Below are 20158 nucleotides of genomic sequence, written 5' to 3' on the forward strand. Positions count from 1 at the left end.
TCTCCCCTATCTACAGACCCCGGTTTCCGTCTATCCCTAAAAGCATATCAACCATATGATATATGAACGCCTTTGAGTATTTTAACCCTCCGGACGGAGCTCACCCGCGCTTACCATACAACAAGATCTGCTGCCCCGAGCTCCCGGACTAACAAAAGATAAACTTGAACGGATGAAAAAACTATTGATCGCTACCGTATGCGGCATGCTATACCTGCAGGCGTCCGCACAGGACCTGCTTACCCGCTTTGAACGTACCCAGGGCCTGGAAACGGCCACTTACACGGAATGTATCAGCTATTACGAGCAGCTGGATAAACGCTTTCCGCAGATAAAGATGCAGGAAATGGGGCCCACAGACGCTGGCTACCCGCTGCACCTGGTCATTTATTCCCCCCAGGGCGATTTTGACTTTAACAGCCTGCACAAAAAGAACAAACGTATTATCCTCATTAACAATGGAATACACCCCGGTGAGCCGGACGGTATTGACGCCAGCATGATGCTGTTACGCGACCTGGCCCAGGGCAAAAAGCACCTGCCAGACAATGTGGTGCTGGCCGTAATACCCGTTTACAATATAGGCGGCAGTCTGAACCGCAGCCGGGACTTCCGGGTTAACCAGAACGGCCCGGAGGCCTTTGGCTCCCGCGGTAACGGACAAAACCTGGACCTTAACCGGGACTTTATTAAATGCGACTCCAAAAATGCCCGCTCCTTTCAGCAGATCTACCAGCTTACGGACCCAGACGTATTTGTGGACAACCATGTCAGCAATGGCGCAGACTACCAGCATGTAATGACCCTGCTCAGCACCCAGCACGACAAACTGGGCGGCCCCATGGGCGAATTCCTGAATAAGGAGTTCGAGCCGGGCCTGTATAAATTAATGAAGGCAAGAGGATATGACCTGATCCCCTACGTAAACCATTTTGGCGAAACGCCAGACAGCGGCTGGACGGAATATGCTGACGGTCCCCGCTATTCCAGCGGATACACCACCCTGTTCCACACCTTTGGTTTTGTACCGGAAACACATATGCTCAAGCCCTATCCGCAGCGCGTAAAGGCTACCTATGAACTGATGGAATGTTTTATCCAGTTTGTAAGCGAACATAGCGATGCTATTAAAAACCTGCGTGAACAGACCAAGCTGGCAGTAAAAACCCAGTCAACCTTTCCCCTGGAATGGAAAACAGATATGAGCCGGCACAGCACCCTTACCTTTAAAGGCTTTACCGCCGGCCATAAGACCAGCGATATTTCCGGACAGCCACGCCTCTATTATGATCGCAGCCAGCCTTACGAACGGCAGATCCCTTTCTATAACTATGCTACAGCCGGCAACTTCGTACAGAAGCCAGAGGCCTACATCATCCCGCAAGGCTGGTGGACCGTGACCGATCTCCTAAAGAACAGCCATGTAACCATGCGGCGCCTGGCAAACGATACCACCATAGAAGTAGAGGTATATCATATTGACGATTATAAAACCGCTGCGCGGCCCTTTGAAAAACATTACCTGCATAACCAGGTAAAGCTCACAGTTACACGCGAACGCATCGCATTCCGTAAAGGCGATTATTATATCCCTATGGATCAAACAGCCAACCGTTACCTTATGGAAACACTGGAACCCACCGGCGGCGATTCCTTCTTTGCCTGGAATTTCTTCGACGCTATCCTTACACAAAAGGAAGGCTACTCCAGTTACGTATTTGAAGATACCGGCGCAGAATACTTACAACACCATCCGGAAGTAAAAGCCGAACTGGAAAAACGCAGGGCAACAGATACCGCCTTTGCGAATAATGGCGCTGCTCAATTGGATTTTGTATACCGCCATTCACAGTATGCGGAGCCCGGATTTCTGCGATATCCGGTATTCAGAATTGTAAAATGATACACAGCTTATCAATGTGAAAGTGGCGGCCAATATCCGCCACTTTTTTTTGGGCTGCATACTAAAACCCCATACATTTGAAACACGGTTACTAACGAATAGGTTTGTTACACCCTTGTTGTACGCCTTCCCCAGAGCTTCTCCTTGTCATATGAATCTTGTTATGTGAATATTGTTAAACCAAAAAGCATATCCTTATGAATTTTAACCTGCTATTACAAAGCATTGAAAACACGCACCAAAATTTACATGAAGCAGCGGCTAAGGCTGTAAACCGGTTATTGACTGTCAGAAATTGGCTGATAGGGTATCACATTGTAGAATATGAGCAAAAAGGAGAAGATAGGGCAAAGTATGGCGAACAGTTGTTGTTTAAGCTTGCTGAAAAGTTAAACAAGGATAGCTTCTCACATCGCAATCTTCGCCTCTACCGTCAATTCTACTCTAGTTATCCACAAATAGGACCAATCATTCAAGCATCCGTACCTGCACCAATTTGGCAATCGCTGATCGCCAAATTACAACCATCTAATAATCAATCGTCTACAATTTGGCAATCACCGATTGCCAAATCTGATGAATTGTTTACGCCACCACAACAACTGCTTGACAAGCTCTCTTATACTCATATTGTACAGCTGCTGTCCATCTCAGATCCCCTCAAACGCGCCTTCTACGAGCTCGAAACCATCAAAGGCAACTGGAGCGTACGCGAACTAAAAAGACAGATCAACAGCCTCTACTTCGAACGCATGGGCCTTTCCACCGATAAAGAAAAACTGCACCGTATGATCCACGAAACCCATGCAGATACCCCCATGCGGCCGGCAGACCTCATCAAGAACATGTATGCCTTCGAGTTCCTGGGCCTGCCACAAAAAGCACTGGTAACAGAAAACAACCTGGAACAGGCATTAGTAGAACACTTTCAGGATTTTCTCCTCGAAATGGGCCACGGCTTTTGCCTGGAAGGAAGACAGAAACGCATCCTCATCGGCGATGAATACTTCTTCATCGACCTGGTATTCTACCACCGCGTATTAAAATGCCATGTATTGGTAGAGCTAAAAGTCGCCGCTTTCAGTCATATTAACGCCGGACAATTAAACACCTACCTTAACTTTTACAGATCAGAGATCATGCAGCCGGATGATAACCCACCCATTGGTATCTTAATGGTCACTGATAAAAATGAAACGCTGGTGCAGTACGCCACCGCCGGCATGGATCAGGCCCTGTTCGTATCCCAATATGAAGTAAAGCTACCTTCTAAAGAAACGCTGGAACACTTCATGCGCCAGGAATTACAGCATGCTCCAGCAGAATAAACACATGCTGATCGCCAAAGAAATGATTGTATAACAAGATCCGGTTGATCCGGCCGGGAAAGGAGTGTTGAAAAGGATACCATTGCTGCGGTACCTGTTGCGCCCTGATGATATGTGCCCCCAGCCACAAGGCAAAAGCCCCGGCTGTTTCATACTCGCCACAAAGATGTTTGAAAGGTAATTGCGGTACAGAGGGCCAGCTGGCGTCCATATGCGTATAGTAATGTTCAAAATTACTATCGCCGTTACGGCCGCTTAACACCAGGTCTATATCGTCTACCGTCAGCTGCTGCTCTGCTAAAAAAGCAGATAGCGCCGCTGTTAGCGTAGCCGGTGACGGTTTGTATAACATTTTCAAACCCGCAATACAGGCATAGCTGTTAACAGTAGGCGCCGCAGCCAGCACAAAAAAGCTGGCGCCTTCGCCGGAGATAGTGCCGGGAGAAAGATGGTGATACAACTCCGCATTGTTAACAGTCGCTGTTTTCCAATGCCCAATGCGGGATTTTATATAAAAATGTTCTGCGGATATTTCATCAAAAGCCCCGGTAAGTGTGTGGGACACGCCTTCTGCCAGCAGTAGCAAACTATCCTGCAAAGCGCTCTCAAAAGAAAAACCACGGTGTACAAAAGTGTTGTTATACGTGGTTACCTGTTGTTGTACCGCTATCATCCCATTCACCGCATTGTAAGTACTCTGGATAAAAGGCGTTGGGTTCAGTGCCTTTTCCTCATACTGGCGTATATCTTTTATAAAACGCTCCGTGTCCTGCAGGCTGCCTTTACCAGTACCGGTAACAATAGCGCCCGGTGTACTTAGCTGGCTATCCTGTATAGCTTTGAGTGCAGTGGTAAGGCCCATTTTCAGCAAACGGGTCATACGTCGCAGGCTGTTAGCGGGGATAAAAGCTTTATAATCCGGTTCCACAATGGATAACATATTACCCGCCCCGCTCACCAGCGGACTGGAAAGCAGGTCGCCCTCAAATGTATGCTGGGGCGTTATCGCTGCTGCGCCCTGTATGTAACACTTACCCTTCATATTTGCTGATCACCAGGGAGGCATTATTGCCGCCAAAGCCAAATGAATTTGAAATAACTGTTTGTACCGGATATTGTTCCAGCAACCGGGTTTCCGGCATAATGGACAATTCCTCCATTTTCTCAGAAAAGTTCAGGTTGGGGAAAACCACCTGGTGCTGTATCGCCAGCACAGAATAGATGGCCTCTATAGCGCCCGCCGCCGCCAGGGTATGCCCGGTAAACGGTTTAGTGGAGCTGAATGGCGGTACCTGGTCGCCAAATAAACGCTCCAGCGCTTTGCCTTCGGATAGGTCATTGCTCCAGGTAGCGGTACCATGTACATTTACGTACTGCACATCTTGCAGGGAGCGGCCGCTCATGGCTAATGCCTGGCTCATAGCCGCATAAGCCCCATCGCCTTCCGGAGAAGGCGCCGTAGGATGAAAAGCCTCATTACTATTACAATACCCGCTAAGCTCCGCCAGTACCTGGCTGCCGTTTTCCCGTACCAGCGATTCACTTTCCAGTACCAGGTAAGCTGCTCCCTCCCCCAGGTTTAAACCATTACGCTGATGGTCAAACGGGCGGCAGGGCTGTTTATCCACGTTCTTTAGAGAATTGAATCCGTTAAGGGTAAAGCGGGTAAGGGCTTCTGTGCCACCGCAGATAACGCGGCGTAAAACGCCCTGTTTAATGAGGCGCGCCCCGTACATAAGGGCGTTGGCAGAAGAGGAACAGGCCGTGCTGATGGTGGTGACCGCTTCGGTTATACCCACCTTATCAGCGATACGTTGTGTGCAGTCCGCACAGTCCAGCGTATCAATATATTTCAGGAAATCCCCGTGTTTCTCCGGGTCAATGATATCAAAGTATACTTTCTCCGTATCACACATTCCCCCTACGGTAGAGGAATTCACAAAACCAGTAGGCGTTGTATGTAACTGTTGTGTGATACCCGCCTGCTGCAGCGCCTCTTGTATGGCTATCAGCCCAAGAAGCGTGGTGCGTGTATATTCCGGTTGGTGCGGCACGCCCGCCATTTCACTCAGCGCTTCACTGCTGTGTTTTACTTCTGCTACCGGCAGCACGCCCTGATACATGGTATCCAGGTACTGGGTAAACCCAAGGCCGCTTTGCTGTTGCCGCAGGCTATTGTAGTTGGCTGTTACCGTATCACCAATGGCGGTGATCATTCCCATACCTGTTATAAACACACGTTCCGCCATGCTGCTGATGCTACTTAAGCCGGTTGTTTAGATTGTATGAACTCCGCCATGGATTGCACAGACTGCAGTATTTTGCGGCCTTCCCGCGGATCTTCCACTTTGATCTGGTAATGTCTTTCCAGCAGTACCATGAGCTCCAGGGAATCAATGCTGTCAAGCCCCAGACCTTCGCCAAACAAAGGCGCGTTGTCATCAATATCTTCAGGCTTGGTATCCTGCAGGTTCAATGCTTCGATGATCTGTACTTTCAGTTTCTTTTTTAACTCTTCCATATTCAGTGTTGTAGGTTTATGACCCGGTCCGTAGTGAATCCCCCGCGAAACCTGGGCTAAGCCCTCCCTTTTATTACAGGGACGGCGGTAAAAATACAGTTTTACAATTGATTAGAAAATATTTCCATCCGTGGCACACGCTTAACCCATCCGCTTCTTCTCCACCCTGGCGGCTATAAACAGCATAACGCCGCACAAAGCCATCAGTTTGGCGGCATTTGCCCACACCTGCTGCAGGCCGCCATTACGCAGGTAAATATCGTTGATCGCCTCCAGCCCCCAGTTAAGCGGCGTTAAATGCCCAATGAACTGCATGGTGGGCGGCATTACCTCCAGGGGCACCCATATACCGCCAATAGCAGACAGGATCACAATAGAGATAGCTCCAAAACTCAGCGCCTGGTTAGGGGTCTTAAATACGGTGCCAACAAGTATGCCATAAGCCGTGGCTGCCAGCCCTATACACAGGGCTACCACAAATGCTGGCAGATAGGTATGGCCCAGGCTAAGCCGGGGCAGATGCAGCAGCGGCAGTAAATAAATGCCCACCAGTATCATCAGGTAGAATTGTACCACACAGATGCTCATAAAGAACAGCATCTTACCGGTTAGCATAGCCAGGTAAGAACCGGGTATAAGTTTGATGCGTAACAGGCTGCCATCCTCCCGCTCCCGGATCATGTTGCCCGCAATGGGGATCACGATAAAGAACATGGCAAATATGCTCCAGGCAGGCACATTATGTTGTACGGAGTTATAGATGATATCGATCTGTTTGGTGGGACCGGTAGCCTGTTCCCGGAGCCCTACGGCTTTTAGCTGTATGGCAAAGGTGTCCGCGGCTTCCGCTTCACGGCTGCGTAGCTGTTGTTTGATACGCTCCAGCAGCAGATCCGTTTCTACCTGTGTAAGGAAATTATCCAGGGCCTGATGTATAGAGCTCTTAAAAGCCTTTTTGGCGGCGGGGTCAAAATAGATCGTTACATCCAGGGAGTCGTTCCGGCTTTTTACCGGCGCTACAGCCGGCAGCCCCATACGTTTGGAGAGATCATTTACAATGCGGTTCGCATTACTCACAATAGCAGCCGTAGCGCCCCGGGGTATCACAATACAGATCTTGTAATCGCCTTCATTCACCAGCTTTTTGGCAGCTGCTTCTGTTACTGCTTGTCCCGCTAGCGTGTCCACCAGGTTAAACTGACCGCTGTGCTCCAGGCCTTCTTTAATATAACGGGCCAAACGGCCGTGATCATTATCAACCGTCAGCACGTCAAACTTCAGCTCCTGGTAATCACGGAACGGTGCATCTTCTATCAGCGCCATCACGGTTATCAATACCAGCGGCATCAGGAACAGCAAAGCCAATCCGCCCCTATCCCTTATCAACAATAGCCATTCTTTACGTATTGTAGCCAGTAATCTTAACATAATTCCCTTTTAATCACCAATTACAGATCATACCGCTCCGATCATCATTAGTAATTCGTAATTAGTAATTTGTAATTAAACTCAGTCTCTTACCGCCAGCCCCGTGTAATGCAGAAATACATCTTCCAGGTTGCGGCATTCCGGATGTTGTTGTATCAGCTGTGATGGTTGCCCCTGCAACACCAGCCGCCCTACATCAATAACGGCCACTTCGTGGCACAGCGACTGTGCCTCTTCCAGCAGATGCGAGGTATATAGTATGCTTACGCCTTGTTGCTGGTTATAGTCCTTCAGGAATTGCAGGATCAGGTTGCGGGATTGTACATCTACGCCAGCCGTAGGCTCATCCAGTATAAGCAGCTGCGGGTCATGCAGCAGCGCTGCAATGATATTGGTACGGCGTTTCATACCGCCGGAGAATTTATATACTTCCTTATGCCCGTTCTTCTCCAGGCCAAAGCGCAGCAGGAACTCGTCTATCTTATCGCGCAGTGGTTTCCCTTTAAGACCGTACAGGTTGCCAAAATATACCAGGTTTTCTACCGCCGTCAGCTGTGGGAACAGCGCTATCTGCTGAGGCACAATACCAATCAGCCGTTTAATGGCCTCGCGGTGGGCAACATCCTGGGCCAAGTCAAACACCTGCACCTTTCCGCTATCAGCCCTTACCAGCCCGCAAAGGATGGAAATGGTAGTGGTTTTACCTGCGCCATTTGGTCCCAGCAAACCAGCAATAATACCCCTGGGGAAACTGAAAGATAACCCGCTCACAGAGGGCTCCAACGCACCCGGGTAGGTTTTATGCAGATCTTGTACGGAGATACTAAACATGTTGCTAAATTACGATGGTCAAATGCGGAGCGCCCTTGCCCCACTCCTTTCATTATCCTCAGCCACGGTGGCCGGTCATAGCTGCACCTTCGACAGCTTCTTAAAGAACACTTCTTCCGCTGCGGCACATTGTATCAGCATGTCACCCAGCTCATTGTAGGAGATATTATCCGCGGCACGGCTTTTACAAACACGGCCGGCATGAAAAGCAAAATTGCGCCAAAGATCGCCGATACCCGTAAGCTCCAGGGAAAGCTTGCTCAGTTCCGGCTGCTGTAACACGCCCGCGGCTTCCTGCAGGAAGGCCGCATACATAAACCGGAAACCTGCGCCGCCAGTACCTATCTCCTCCTGCATACGTATCACATTGCCCAGGTAAAGCGTGGCCCTGCGGTCGCCTACCTTCTCCGGGTAATGTTTTAAACGTTTTGCCAGGAAACGCATCCCTTTTACCCCAAACATAGGCACGGGTATCTTCAGCATATAATGGCACGCTTGTTCTATGCCTTGTTTAATGGGTTTCTGGAGGGAGATGTCCGCGGGCATGGTTACCGGGTAATACATCTTTCCTTTAGGCTCCGGGAAACCTTTGGCAAAACGGGCCTCAGACAGGCTGGCAGGATCAATTTCCGTAACAGTATCCATAATAGGATCGCTCACACGGTAATTTTCCCCGTTCTTACCATAGATCACCAGGTTATGCGCATTAAAATGAAAACGGTAGGATGGCGGAAAATAAGGCAGATAGTATACGCTGGATAGTACGCCCACCGGGATACCCTGCGCTATTACGCGGTCCAGCTCCTGCTGTGCCTTTTCCGGGCTGGAGAATTTCTGCGACTGCATCTTTACGCCCAGGCGCTCGCATACCCGCTGAAAAATAGCGCCGGGCCATATGCGGTAAGTAGTGCCCGGCACGCCGTTCACTTTTACAAAAGGCAGGTGGCCAAAAAAAATACCGGCCCCTATGCCAAAAGCCATAGGTTCGCTGATGGACAGTCCGTAATGCCTGAACAGGTTGGATATAACCCCGCTCTCGCAATGTGCCGTTTGTACGTGGCTGAAAGAAATCTCGCTCATAATGCCTGAATGGTCCGCGGCCCGCAAACCACCGCCAATAGCGTGGCTTGCGGACCGCAGACTATGAACAAATAACTATTTTATATGCTTTAGATCCTGAATGGTTATTTTGAAAGCGGCTGCGTACTTATGCAGCATGTTGTCGCTTAAGCGGTTAAAGACCCTGGGGTTCATATGACGCTTTACCTGCCATTGGAATTTGCCAACATAACTGGCCAGCAGGGTAAGGTCCATCAGGTTTTTCTCCATGTAATAGCCAACGGGGCTCAGTTCTCCGGCCAGTACTCGTTGACGGGCTTTCTCCACCCTGGCATGCACCTCTTCCCAGGCCTGTTCCATCGCTACGTTCTCCGGCTCCCATCCAACGCTGGATACCGGGGTGTATTTCCCGGCGTCGTCCACAGCGTAGAACAACTGTTTAAAAGTGCCATCATGCAGGTTATTACCATCCTGCGGTACTTCGTTCTGTTTCATTGGGATGTTGACATTTTTGTCTTTTTCTGGAACAACCGGCCCGCTCCCGGAATCACACCACGGTAAGGTGGGCGTATGCGTAGGAGAAACGTGCGCTCTCCGGCACCATCATCACTATCTTTTGGCCTTTCTTAAGCATACCGGTATTCATAAGCTCCTCCAGCATAAAATACGGAGAAGCGGTGCCCACATTACCCACACGGGTAAGATTGGTGAACCATTTCTCCTGGGGGATATGCACGCCCAGTTTGGAGATCTCCTCATCTATCCTGAAGCGGAAATACTCTGAAGACAGGTGCGGCAGGAAATAATCCAGCTCATCTATATTGATCTGGTAGCGTTCTACCAGCTCTTTCCACATTTTTGCGCCAGATGGTACAATGTTCTTGCCCAGCAGACGGGTATCCTGTTTAAAGGAGAATACGCTGTGCTGTGCCCACTCCTCCGGCGTCATATCTATCCAGCCAACAGTACCGCCATTGCCATCCTTGATGGCGCCGGCATACATGCAGGTTTCCAGTTCATGCGCGTAAGAGGCTATCTCTACCCAGTCTACCCGCAGGGACAGACCCGTTTCATTTGGTTTATCCTGGAACAGGGCCGCACTGGCGCCGTCTGACAGCATCCAGCGCAGGAAGTCCTTCTCAAAGGCTATGATTGGATTTTCGCTCAGGCTCTTCAGGTTCTCCGTTTCCGGTTCAAACTTCTGGGACAGCATCCAGCTGGAGAACTTTTCAGATCCGGTACTTACCCCATTGGAACTATTACCGCATTTTACGGACATCCAGGCATATTTAAATGCCTGCATGCCTGCCGCACACGCGCCGGTAGCAGATATGAGCTCTACGGGCTGACATTTCAGCAAACCATGCACCATAGCGGCGTGGTTGGGTAATAATTGATCCGGGGAAGTAGTGCCACAGGCCAGCAGCTGCAGTTTGCTGATAGGAAAGCCCTCGTCAAACAGGCTCCCCACCGCAGCCGCAGTCATCTCTGCATTGGTATGGGTACTGCGACCATTTTTATCCAAAGCATAGTAACGCGTCTTGATCTTGTTATTGCCCAATATCATGGTCCTGGCACGGGATGGCTTTCCGTCTACCATACCCAGTATACTTTCCATTTCATCATTTCCAACAGGCTCGTTGGGTAAAAACTTGGATAGCCTTGTAATATAAACGTCCTTCATCTGAAATAAATACTCTTTTAATACCCGCCCATGCGGAACTACACGGTGTTATCCCATAACCATGCCGTTTTCAGCGCGTAAATATATAATTATAAGTGGATATACCAGAATTTCCCCCCTCTTGCGGGTGCATTTACAAAACTACATGACTATATCGGGAAAATCTATTTTTCTAACGCAGCCCAATCCCCTTAAAGTATGTCACTTCCTTCATCAATTGCTGCCGTTTCAGCCACAGCGTGAGCATAGCCGATATTTTGGTGATAGGCGTTAACACAAATATCCCCAGCAACAACAATCCCCGATACATGCTTACGCGTCCCTGGCGCTCCGGCGCTCCCGGCCCGCCCTTGGCGCTGATGAATTTAGACCAGTAGCGGAATGCCCGTATACCGCGGTCTTCCAGCACCACTAGATTAGGCTTCAGGGTAACTGCCTCCAGTTCCAGTAGCTGCGGGTGCAACTGCTCCCAGCTACCCTGCTGCAAGGCGCGGGCAATAGGCGCGGCAAAACGGGGCGACGCCTGTATCTCCTTCTCCTGTACGCCAGCCGGCGGCAGGTACCGGGTGGCCTCTTTCAGGCCCTTGAACTGCCACCGCAACACTGTCATTACAGATATCAGGTTGGAAGAGGTGTCCACCAGCGCAATATTCCCTACCAGCGTAGCGCCAATATCCCGCAGATGTGTTTTCACCCGCTCCTGCGCATTCAGCCACATATTACGGGCGCCGATCAGCGTCAGCACCTTCTTGCCCTTCAGCAAACGGGCTGCGCCCTCGCTTTGCAGGAACGCTGCCGTAGGCTGGGAAGGCGACAGGAACCAGGGCTGATAAGCCAGTATGACCAGGTCAAAATGCTCATCCGGGCTCACTTTCAGTGGTTGAATAGCGCGCGGCCGGCCCAGCACCGTTTCCGGCATGGTGTCATAAAACTGCTGCTTGTCCCAGGGAAAGGTAAAGGGCTGTACAGGTACGATCTCCTCGAACACAATGTCCGCCTCCTGCTGGAGCGGGGTGGTTACCATGTCTATGATCCTTTTCAACTGCCCGGTCTGGGTGTAGTAGATGACCAGTATCTTCTTTTTCGCCATAATATTATGAACAGTGTTCAGTCGTTCAAACTGTAAACATACAAATAAACAGCCATAGTAGGAGGCGAATTTTTCATATATGTTAGGATGCTGTAATGTAGCGGATTGCCTGTAAATAGTGGGGGAATGGGGCTTGTGCCTTAGCCAGGTACTGGAGTAACACGCGATCGTTTACAACAGTACCTAAGCTAAAGGACTTTAAAAAGTTTTTTAGTTATCACAGGTTGTTCGCCTGCAGTTTAAATTCCAGACTAACAGCCTGCGACGCTAAACTAACTTCGAAATTGAATAAATCTGATAAATGAAATGTTAAATCTACTTTAACAAGATAGTAGATCAGTAGGCGCGTTTATACTAATACGTTAGGGATCAGTTCTTTACCACTGAGCCGGAGCCCATTACCTTTGAAGATATTTGAGGACTGCCTTTATAACGCACATTGCCGGAGCCCATGATACTGGCATCCAGTTTTACGCTGGCATGTACGTTGGCGTTACCGCTGCCGGCAATGCTTACATCTACATTCTCAGACATAAGGTCTGCACCCCGGAAATCACCGCTGCCGGCTATACTGATATCCAGGTTCTTGGTTTCTCCAGCCAGTTTAACGTTACCGGAACCCGCAATGCTGGCTTTAATGTCCGGCGAATTCAGCTCGCCTTCCATATCCCCGCTGCCGGTCAGGCTTATACGCATATCGCTGTTGTTGCTGATCTTGTTCTCCAGCTTTACATTGCCGGAGCCAGACAGGTTAACGCCGGCTATTTCCGGAGAGGTAAGGTATACCTTCATTTCCCGGCGGGTGTTTACATTAACGCCCCTTTTAAGACGCACCACCAGCTCATCGCCCCGGTTTTCCAGCTCAATAAGGGGGGCAATATTATCTTCTGCTTCAATAACTGCTGCTTTGGCAGGTCCCTGGGTAATGTATACATCCATGCTGCCCTTGGCAGATACGGTTTTAAAAGCGCCTACGTTACGCTCTTCTTTGGTCATATTACCACTGCCTTTTACATGGTTTTGGCCGGTAACATCACAGCTGTTGGCAAGGCATGCGATGGAAAACAGTAACAGAAATTGGGAGATAGATTTCATAATGGAGGAATATTTATGCTATGAAGATACTGATTTTGGCATTTTGGCAGTCAGAATATTCAGTTTTCACGGCCTGGATAAACATCTAATAAGTTATCAATTGTTCATTAGGATTTGGACTTTATCTTTGCACCACCATGACAGAAAAGATTCTTATTCTCGATTTCGGTTCCCAGTACACCCAGTTAATTGCGCGTAGCATCCGGGAACTGAATGTTTACTGTGAGATAAAACCTTGCTTACAGCCCATTGACTGGGATCCTTCCATTAAAGGTATCATCCTTTCCGGCAGCCCGTTCTCTGTGAACGACCAGGGCGCCCCAATAGTAGATATTGCCGCTATGGCCAATAAGGTGCCGGTACTGGGCATCTGCTATGGAGCGCAGATGATGGCTAAAGTATTTGGCGGCGAAGTGGCCAAAAGCAATATCCGCGAATACGGCCGCGCCTTTATGGAACATGAGAATAAAGAAGAATCATTGGTCTATGATATATCTGCCAAAAGTCAGGTGTGGATGAGCCACTCCGATACCATTGTGCGGATGCCGGAAGGTTTTGAGATCATTGCCCGTACTGAAAATATACCGGTAGCGGCCTTTAAAAGCCACAACCAAACTGCCCACCCCATGCTGGGCCTGCAGTTCCACCCGGAAGTGACCCACTCCCTCGAAGGTAAACTGCTCCTGCGTAACTTCCTGGTACACATCTGCGACTGTAAACAGGACTGGACGCCGGCCGCCTTTGTACAGGAGACCGTTGCTAAGATCACGGCACAGGTAGGCGATAAGAAAGTGGTAATGGCCCTGAGCGGCGGAGTGGACTCTACCGTAGCGGCAGAGCTGATACACAAAGCTATTGGCCAGAATCTCTATTGCGTATTCGTGGATAACGGCCTGCTCCGTAAAGATGAGTTCGAGACCGTACTGGACTCCTATAAGCACATGGGCCTGAATGTAAAAGGCGTAAATGCCCGTGAGCTCTTTTACCGTGAATTGACCGGCGTATCAGACCCGGAAAAGAAACGTAAGATCATCGGCCGCCTGTTCATAGAGGTATTCCAGCAGGAATCCACCCTGTTAAAAGATATTTCTTTCCTGGGCCAGGGCACTATTTACCCGGACGTAATTGAGTCCGTATCTGTAAATGGTCCCTCCGTAACTATTAAATCCCACCACAATGTGGGTGGCTTGCCGGAAAAAATGAATATGTCGCTGGTAGAGCCGCTGCGTTTCCTTTTTAAGGACGAGGTACGCCGCGTGGGCCGCGAAATAGGCATCAGTGAGCTGTTCCTGGGCAGGCATCCGTTCCCCGGACCCGGCCTCGCAATCAGGATCCTGGGAGAGATCACCCCTGATAAGGTAGCCATGCTGCAGGAAGCAGACGCTATTTATATAGAAGGCCTGCGGGAAGCCGGATTGTATGATAAAGTTTGGCAGGCCGGTACCATCTTACTGCCCGTACAGAGCGTAGGCGTTATGGGCGATGAAAGGACCTATGAATTTACCGTGGCCCTGCGGGCCGTTACCTCTACCGATGGTATGACCGCAGACTGGGCACATCTTCCCTACGAATTCCTGGCAAAAATGTCCAACGATATCATTAACAGGGTGAAAGGTATCAACCGTGTTGTGTACGATATCAGTTCCAAACCGCCTGCTACGATAGAATGGGAGTAAAACAGCGCGCTTAGCTTTTAGTGCTTAGCCTTTAGCGCCTGGCCTTTACAAACATCTGTGCCAATGCTAACAGCTAACCGCTAAAAGCTTACAGCTGCCAGTCAGGAATGATTTTTGTAATTCAAAGAACGCTATGAGCCTACCCACCATTACCAGACAACTGTTGACAGCTGCCGCGATAGCAATTTTGTTATCGGCCTGTTCGCTGTTCAAGAAAAGCACCAGTAGCCCGGAACTGCCGCCGCCGGTAACGTCCAAACCTGCCACTGAAGAGAAGAAAAAAGACGAGGAAAAGAAACCGGACGCAAAAGCGCCCTTTAATGTGCCCGCTTTTGGCCGTGAAGTGAAGAGAGCATCTTATAATATCGCATTATTTGCTCCTTTATACCTGGATTCTGTATTCTCCAGCTCTATGGATATACAAGGCCGCACCATGCCACGCTATGTGCTGCCAGGCCTCGATTTTTACGAAGGTGCGCAGCTGGCGCTGGATACCTTGCGTATGCAAGGCCTCAACCTGAACGTGATCGTATACGACAGCAAATCCCGGGCAAACAGCGTTCCTGCCCTGGTACGCAACCGTACCCTGGATGCGGTGGACCTGATCATTGGCGCTGTAAGCAACCCGGAACTGAAAGAACTGAGCGATTTTGCCAAAAGCAAGGAAGTGAACCTGGTATCTGCTACCTATCCAAACGATGGCGGCATCAATAGCAACCCTTTCCTGCTCATTACCAACAGCACGCTTAAAACACACTGCGAAGCATTGCAGAACTATGTACAGGAGGCTTTTGCCACTAAGAACGTAGTACTGCTGCGCCGCAACACGCCTGTTGAAACACGTATTGCCAATGATATAAAAGCGGCCTACGATAAGCAGAAAAGCGAGCGCAAATCCCGCATACGGGAAGTAGTGTGGAGTGATGCCACCACCGATGCAGAACTGTCTCAAAGCCTGCTTACAGACCGCCCCAACATCTGCATCGTGACCGCGCTGGACGAAGCTGGCGCAAAAGCCATCCTCACCAAGCTGAGCGTACAGGCTGCCACCTATCCCCTGCATATCTTTGGGATGCCTACATGGGATGTAATGAAGTTTAAGGAGCCGGAACTGAAAGCCCTGCAGCTCTACTACTCTTCTCCCTATTTCAACGACAAAACAGACGTTTACAGCCGGTATATCTCTGACTACTTTAAGCGTACCTATAAGGCGCGCCCCTCTGATATGGCGTTTAAAGGATTTGAGCTTACCTACTACTTCATTAAGCTGTTAAATGATAAAGGCGTGTACTTTAATACGGATGTAAACGATCCTAACAAAAAAGTGTTCACCAACTTCAACTACCAGCCGGTATACCTGAAAGATGGAGAGCAAACGCCTGACTACTTCGAGAACAAGAATATTTACATCATACAGAAAAACGATAGCAGCGACGTTAAAATGAACATGACCGCCAGCTACTAGCCGTTAGCTTTTAGCCATTAGCTGCAGTCTGCTGCTAAAAGCCATCAACTAAAGAAAATGCCGGAAGACCAACATCTTCCGGCATTTTTTTTGCCGCCTCCTATTCGTAGCTTAGCTTATGGCCTACGGCTAAAAGCTAACCGCAAAAAGCCAAAAGCTGTTTCTCATGTCTGTTCTCCAGTTTACCGATAAAGGCATTTACTGCGCCGCCGGCGATTTTTACATAGATCCCTGGCAGCCGGTGGAGCGTGCAGTGATTACCCACGCGCACTCAGACCATGCCCGTTGGGGTAACCGTCATTACCTTTGTCACCACGATAGCGTGCCTTTGTTACGCTTGCGTTTGGGCGCCGATATCAGCGTACAGGGCCTGCCTTATGGGGAAACAATAAATTACAACGGCGTTACCATCTCTCTCCACCCTGCTGGCCATATCATTGGCAGCGCGCAGGTACGGGTACAGCAAGGCAATGAGACCTGGGTAGTAAGCGGCGATTATAAAGTAGAGAATGACGGCCTTTCCGGACAGTTTGAACCGGTTCCCTGCCAGGTATTTATCACAGAAAGCACTTTTGGGCTGCCCATCTACAATTGGCAACCGCAAGCCATCATATTTAGCGAAATACGGGAATGGATAACGGAGAACCAGCGGGCCGGCAAAAACAGCGTACTGTTGGCTTACAGCTTAGGCAAGGCGCAGCGTTTACTCTACAATCTAAAAGATGCCGGTATACGTTTCCTGGCCCATGGCGCCATTGCAATACCACATGAAGTATTGCTGGCGCAGGGGTATCCGTTACCGCCTGTGCAACGTATTACACCGGATACGCCCAAAGCAGATCTGAAGGATAGCCTGATCATCGCGCCCCCCTCTGCTGCAGGCACCCCCTGGATGCGCAGGTTCAACCCATATGCCCTGGGCATTTGCAGCGGATGGATGCAGGTACGCGGCCATATGCGCCGGCGTAATGCAGACGCCGGGTTTGCATTGTCAGACCATGCAGACTGGTCAGGATTATTACAATCAGTAAAAGCTACCGGCGCAGAAAAAGTCTTCACCACACACGGTTTCAGCAGTGCATTTGCCCGGTATTTGACGGAGAATGGCATACCTGCCACAGAAGTAAAAACAGAGTTCGGGAATGAGGATGAGGAAAGCACTATCAATGAAACAGGAGATGCAGCTAATACAGAAACGCCGCAACAGGACAGTTAAGACCAGCAGTACCATCAACACTTAAAACTATGCAACGCTTCACCCAACTGGTAAAAATATTAAGCAACAGCACCAAGACCAACGAAAAGCTGGAGGCGCTGCGGCATTACTTTACCACGGCCGATACCCTGGATAAACCATGGGTACTGGCCTTGTTTAGCGGACGCAGGCCCAAACGAACCGTTAACAGCTCGCAACTGAAACAATGGTGTATAAAAACCGCCAACTTACCGGAATGGCTGTTTGAAGAATGTTATCACACCGTAGGTGATCTGGGAGAGACCATTGCCCTCCTGCTGCCGGATAGTGGACAGCAATTGTCCACGCATCCTCTCCACTACTGGCTGGAGCAGCTCATGCGGCTGGAAAAAGCGCCAGAGGCGGATAAACAACAATTCATCCTGCAAGCCTGGCAGGAACTGGATACCGGTGAGCGGTTTGTGTTCAATAAACTCATTACCGGCGGCTTCCGTATTGGCGTATCGCAACAGATGATGGTAAACGCCCTCTCCCTGGCCTACGATATACCACCCGCTACCCTCTCCCACATGATCAGCGGCAACTGGGATCCGCGCCAGACCACCCTGGAAACCCTATTACACGCAGACAATACCAATGCAGACGACTCCAAGCCTTACCCTTTTTACCTGGCCTATGCCCTGGAAGACGGTCCCACGGCACTGGGTCAACCGGAAGACTGGGTAGCAGAATGGAAATGGGATGGCATCCGCGGACAGATCATTAAACGTAACGGACAGCTGTTCGTATGGTCGCGGGGAGAGGAGCTGATCACAGAAAAGTTCCCGGAATACGCGCCCCTCCAGGATGCGCTGCCGGAAGGCACCGTGATCGACGGCGAGATCCTGACCTACGCCAACGACTTCCCCCTCCCCTTTCAAAGCCTGCAAACGCGTATAGGCCGCAAAAACGTTACCCGCAAACAATTGCAGGAAGCGCCGGTGGCTTTCCTCTCCTATGACCTGCTGGAGTGGCAGGGGCAGGATATACGGGACAAACCGCTGCAGGAGCGACGGCAGCTGCTGGAGCAGGTGGTGGAGTTTACCAACCACCCCGCCTTACGTCTCTCGCCGGTGATCACCTTTGACAGCTGGGAACGGCTCACAGAACTACGCCAGCAATCCCGCGATCAGGGCAGCGAAGGACTGATGTTAAAACGCCGTAGCGCGCCCTACCAGGTAGGCCGCAAACGCGGCGACTGGTGGAAATGGAAGATAGACCCCTTTACCATAGATGCGGTGATGATCTACGCCCAAAAAGGCCATGGCCGGCGCGCAGACTTGTATACGGATTACACCTTCGCCGTAAAGGATGGCGATAAGCTGGTGCCCTTTACAAAAGCCTATTCCGGCCTTACAGATAAAGAGATCAACGAAGTGGATAACTGGGTAAAAAGACATTCGCTGGAAAAATTCGGGCCGGTACGCACCGTACAACCGGAACTGGTATTTGAGATCGCCTTCGAAGGCATTGCCGCCAGCAACCGCCACAAATCAGGCGTAGCGCTGCGTTTTCCCCGCATACACCGCTGGCGCAAGGATAAAACCCCGGAAGAGATCAATACCCTGTTAGACCTCCAGCAGCTATTACAGCAGTATAAAGGTTAACATTGCGCCACAACGCAAACCCCTATCTTTGTGCCCATCACAACCTGTACGCCCTATTATGCGAAAATTCATTGTATTCCTTTCCCTGGCATGTCAGCTATGCTATCTCCCTGCCCTTGCACAAAAAACCTTTTTTGCCCATTCTGCCGGCGTGGCATTTTATGGCGCAACAGATTATCTTTCCGGCGGCCTTATGTACTCCCCGCGTATGAACGTAGCAGTGTTATCTGAAAGATCTACTTTTTCAATAGGTACCCATCTGGGATTAGGCGGTAGCTTTGATTATGATTACAATACCTATGATGGCGGCGCTTCTAATAGCGTATCCGTTTTTATTGATGTTCCGTTGATGGTGGAATATAATTTCGGCAACGCCGCTACCCGTGTCGCTAACACCAAATTTGGCGGCTTTGTAGGCGCCGGTTATGGATGGCACAAATTAATACAGAGCGTAGATACAGAGTTTGGCTCATTCTCTTCAAATACCACCTCACGTGGACCCGTTGTAAATGCCGGTTTCCGTTTTCCTATCGGCCACGCTTCCTTCGGCGTCAGATGTGCTTACCTGATCAATACGGATGAGATATCGGTGCTGGATGGAGTGGGCAGTGTAGCTTTTGTGTATAACATCGGCGCCTGGATCAACAGAAGATAATCCTTCCTTCCTTTATTCGCAATTTAGTATATTGTACAGGCAACAAATTATCAAACCAGTACAATATTCTAATGGACTACCCGGAAATAGTGTTAGATGAAAAGGACCTCGGTATCCTTAAACTACTGCAGGAAGATGCGAAAATGACCATCCGCGACATTGCCTCGCGTATGAACCTCAGCACCACGCCTGTATATGAGCGCATCCGCAAAATGGAACAGGCAGGCGTAATACGCCAGTACGCCGCTATTATAGATCCCCGCAAGATCAACAAAGGCCTTACAGTACTTTGTTATATTTCCCTGAAAGAGCACGGCAAAAAAGCCGGCGGCAAGTTCATCCGGGAGGTGACAGGCTTTACAGAAGTAACAGAGTGCCTGAACATCTCCGGCCAGTTTGATTTTATGCTAAAAGTGCAGGTGAAGGATATGAACGCCTACTATGAATTTAATGTCAACAAATTGGGTGAGCTCGATAACATTGGCCATATGGAAAGCGTGTTCGTAATGTCCGTAATAAAGGCCACACATAAAATTGTGTAAGAATCTGTTACTTTGCAGTATGCTTTCAAGGTACCCCATA

General features: G+C 49.7%; 18 protein-coding genes. 8 read left to right on the top strand and 10 right to left on the bottom strand.

The annotated features are described in order from the left end of the window. Positions 1-172 precede the first annotated feature (172 nt). Both F0L74_RS30190 and F0L74_RS30195 read left to right on the top strand, forming a co-directional pair. Positions 173-1903, top strand: a complete 1731-nt coding sequence (locus tag F0L74_RS30190) for a M14 family metallopeptidase (protein WP_149841603.1) — start codon at positions 173-175, stop codon at positions 1901-1903. A 197-nt stretch (positions 1904-2100) separates the two neighbouring features. Further along, positions 2101-3231, top strand: a complete 1131-nt coding sequence (locus tag F0L74_RS30195) for a PDDEXK nuclease domain-containing protein (protein WP_149841604.1) — start codon at positions 2101-2103, stop codon at positions 3229-3231. Here the strand turns inward: F0L74_RS30195 and F0L74_RS30200 are convergent. From F0L74_RS30200 to F0L74_RS30245, 10 genes are all read right to left on the bottom strand, one after another. Then, positions 3194-4273, bottom strand: coding sequence for a beta-ketoacyl synthase chain length factor (locus F0L74_RS30200; RefSeq protein WP_149841605.1), 1080 nt, complete (start codon positions 4271-4273; stop codon positions 3194-3196). The two genes, F0L74_RS30195 and F0L74_RS30200, sit on opposite strands and share 38 nt — an antisense overlap. After that, complete coding sequence (locus F0L74_RS30205; RefSeq protein WP_149841606.1) at positions 4263-5480, bottom strand: beta-ketoacyl-[acyl-carrier-protein] synthase family protein; 1218 nt, start codon at positions 5478-5480, stop codon at positions 4263-4265. Before F0L74_RS30205 ends, F0L74_RS30200 begins: the two co-directional genes overlap by 11 nt. Positions 5481-5494: 14 nt before the next feature. After that, positions 5495-5791, bottom strand: coding sequence for a phosphopantetheine-binding protein (locus tag F0L74_RS30210; RefSeq protein WP_306462958.1), 297 nt, complete (start codon positions 5789-5791; stop codon positions 5495-5497). 102 nt (positions 5792-5893) lie between these two features. Further along, positions 5894-7180 (bottom strand): ABC transporter permease, encoded by a 1287-nt coding sequence (locus F0L74_RS30215; RefSeq protein WP_149841608.1) that lies wholly within the window; start codon positions 7178-7180, stop codon positions 5894-5896. Between the two features lie 81 nt (positions 7181-7261). Further along, positions 7262-8011: an ABC transporter ATP-binding protein gene (locus F0L74_RS30220; protein ID WP_188316228.1), complete on the bottom strand. Its 750-nt coding sequence runs from the start codon at positions 8009-8011 to the stop codon at positions 7262-7264. A gap of 75 nt (positions 8012-8086) precedes the next feature. Next, a complete protein-coding gene (darH, locus tag F0L74_RS30225) occupies positions 8087-9091 on the bottom strand; it encodes a BtrH-related acyltransferase DarH (RefSeq protein ID WP_149841609.1) in 1005 nt (334 codons plus the stop codon). Positions 9092-9166: 75 nt separating this feature from the next. After that, positions 9167-9565 (bottom strand): flexirubin biosynthesis protein DarG, encoded by a 399-nt coding sequence (gene DarG / locus F0L74_RS30230; RefSeq protein WP_149841610.1) that lies wholly within the window; start codon positions 9563-9565, stop codon positions 9167-9169. Between the two features lie 52 nt (positions 9566-9617). Then, positions 9618-10754 carry a dialkylresorcinol biosynthesis protein DarB gene (gene darB, locus F0L74_RS30235; RefSeq protein ID WP_149841611.1) on the bottom strand — a complete coding sequence of 379 codons (1137 nt, stop codon included), beginning with the start codon at positions 10752-10754 and terminating at the stop codon, positions 9618-9620. Positions 10755-10926: 172 nt separating this feature from the next. Then, entirely contained in the window at positions 10927-11844 is a 918-nt protein-coding gene (locus tag F0L74_RS30240) for a dialkylrecorsinol condensing enzyme (protein ID WP_149841612.1), read from the bottom strand. Between the two features lie 369 nt (positions 11845-12213). Then, positions 12214-12939 carry a head GIN domain-containing protein gene (locus F0L74_RS30245; RefSeq protein WP_149841613.1) on the bottom strand — a complete coding sequence of 242 codons (726 nt, stop codon included), beginning with the start codon at positions 12937-12939 and terminating at the stop codon, positions 12214-12216. Between the two features lie 137 nt (positions 12940-13076). Between F0L74_RS30245 and guaA the strand changes: the two genes are divergently transcribed. The 6 genes from guaA to F0L74_RS30275 all read left to right on the top strand — a co-directional run bounded on the left by guaA (position 13077) and on the right by F0L74_RS30275 (position 20118). Beyond that, positions 13077-14615 carry a glutamine-hydrolyzing GMP synthase gene (guaA, locus tag F0L74_RS30250; protein WP_149841614.1) on the top strand — a complete coding sequence of 513 codons (1539 nt, stop codon included), beginning with the start codon at positions 13077-13079 and terminating at the stop codon, positions 14613-14615. Positions 14616-14748: 133 nt separating this feature from the next. Continuing rightward, the gene (locus F0L74_RS30255; RefSeq protein ID WP_149841615.1) at positions 14749-16080 is read left to right on the top strand and encodes an ABC transporter substrate-binding protein; all 1332 of its coding nucleotides are present in this window, start codon (positions 14749-14751) and stop codon (positions 16078-16080) included. 166 nt (positions 16081-16246) lie between these two features. Next, positions 16247-17296, top strand: coding sequence for a ligase-associated DNA damage response exonuclease (locus F0L74_RS30260; protein WP_149841616.1), 1050 nt, complete (start codon positions 16247-16249; stop codon positions 17294-17296). A gap of 29 nt (positions 17297-17325) precedes the next feature. Further along, positions 17326-18921, top strand: coding sequence for an ATP-dependent DNA ligase (locus tag F0L74_RS30265; RefSeq protein ID WP_149841617.1), 1596 nt, complete (start codon positions 17326-17328; stop codon positions 18919-18921). A 58-nt stretch (positions 18922-18979) separates the two neighbouring features. Continuing rightward, the gene (locus F0L74_RS30270) at positions 18980-19576 is read left to right on the top strand and encodes a hypothetical protein (RefSeq protein WP_149841618.1); all 597 of its coding nucleotides are present in this window, start codon (positions 18980-18982) and stop codon (positions 19574-19576) included. A 71-nt stretch (positions 19577-19647) separates the two neighbouring features. Beyond that, positions 19648-20118 (top strand): Lrp/AsnC family transcriptional regulator, encoded by a 471-nt coding sequence (locus F0L74_RS30275; RefSeq protein ID WP_149841619.1) that lies wholly within the window; start codon positions 19648-19650, stop codon positions 20116-20118. Positions 20119-20158 lie beyond the last annotated feature (40 nt).

Origin of the sequence: Chitinophaga agrisoli (assembly GCF_008386695.1) — a bacterium.
GTDB lineage: Bacteria > Bacteroidota > Bacteroidia > Chitinophagales > Chitinophagaceae > Chitinophaga > Chitinophaga agrisoli.

Coding starts and splice junctions, on each gene's coding strand:
- F0L74_RS30190 (WP_149841603.1), top strand. CDS start 173: ATGAAAAAACTATTGATCGCTACCGTATGCGGCATGCTATACCTGCAG.
- F0L74_RS30195 (WP_149841604.1), top strand. CDS start 2,101: ATGAATTTTAACCTGCTATTACAAAGCATTGAAAACACGCACCAAAAT.
- F0L74_RS30200 (WP_149841605.1), bottom strand. CDS start 4,273: ATGAAGGGTAAGTGTTACATACAGGGCGCAGCAGCGATAACGCCCCAG.
- F0L74_RS30205 (WP_149841606.1), bottom strand. CDS start 5,480: ATGGCGGAACGTGTGTTTATAACAGGTATGGGAATGATCACCGCCATT.
- F0L74_RS30215 (WP_149841608.1), bottom strand. CDS start 7,180: ATGTTAAGATTACTGGCTACAATACGTAAAGAATGGCTATTGTTGATA.
- F0L74_RS30220 (WP_188316228.1), bottom strand. CDS start 8,011: ATGTTTAGTATCTCCGTACAAGATCTGCATAAAACCTACCCGGGTGCG.
- darH (WP_149841609.1), bottom strand. CDS start 9,091: ATGAGCGAGATTTCTTTCAGCCACGTACAAACGGCACATTGCGAGAGC.
- DarG (WP_149841610.1), bottom strand. CDS start 9,565: ATGAAACAGAACGAAGTACCGCAGGATGGTAATAACCTGCATGATGGC.
- darB (WP_149841611.1), bottom strand. CDS start 10,754: ATGAAGGACGTTTATATTACAAGGCTATCCAAGTTTTTACCCAACGAG.
- F0L74_RS30240 (WP_149841612.1), bottom strand. CDS start 11,844: ATGGCGAAAAAGAAGATACTGGTCATCTACTACACCCAGACCGGGCAG.
- F0L74_RS30245 (WP_149841613.1), bottom strand. CDS start 12,939: ATGAAATCTATCTCCCAATTTCTGTTACTGTTTTCCATCGCATGCCTT.
- guaA (WP_149841614.1), top strand. CDS start 13,077: ATGACAGAAAAGATTCTTATTCTCGATTTCGGTTCCCAGTACACCCAG.
- F0L74_RS30255 (WP_149841615.1), top strand. CDS start 14,749: ATGAGCCTACCCACCATTACCAGACAACTGTTGACAGCTGCCGCGATA.
- F0L74_RS30260 (WP_149841616.1), top strand. CDS start 16,247: ATGTCTGTTCTCCAGTTTACCGATAAAGGCATTTACTGCGCCGCCGGC.
- F0L74_RS30265 (WP_149841617.1), top strand. CDS start 17,326: ATGCAACGCTTCACCCAACTGGTAAAAATATTAAGCAACAGCACCAAG.
- F0L74_RS30270 (WP_149841618.1), top strand. CDS start 18,980: ATGCGAAAATTCATTGTATTCCTTTCCCTGGCATGTCAGCTATGCTAT.
- F0L74_RS30275 (WP_149841619.1), top strand. CDS start 19,648: ATGGACTACCCGGAAATAGTGTTAGATGAAAAGGACCTCGGTATCCTT.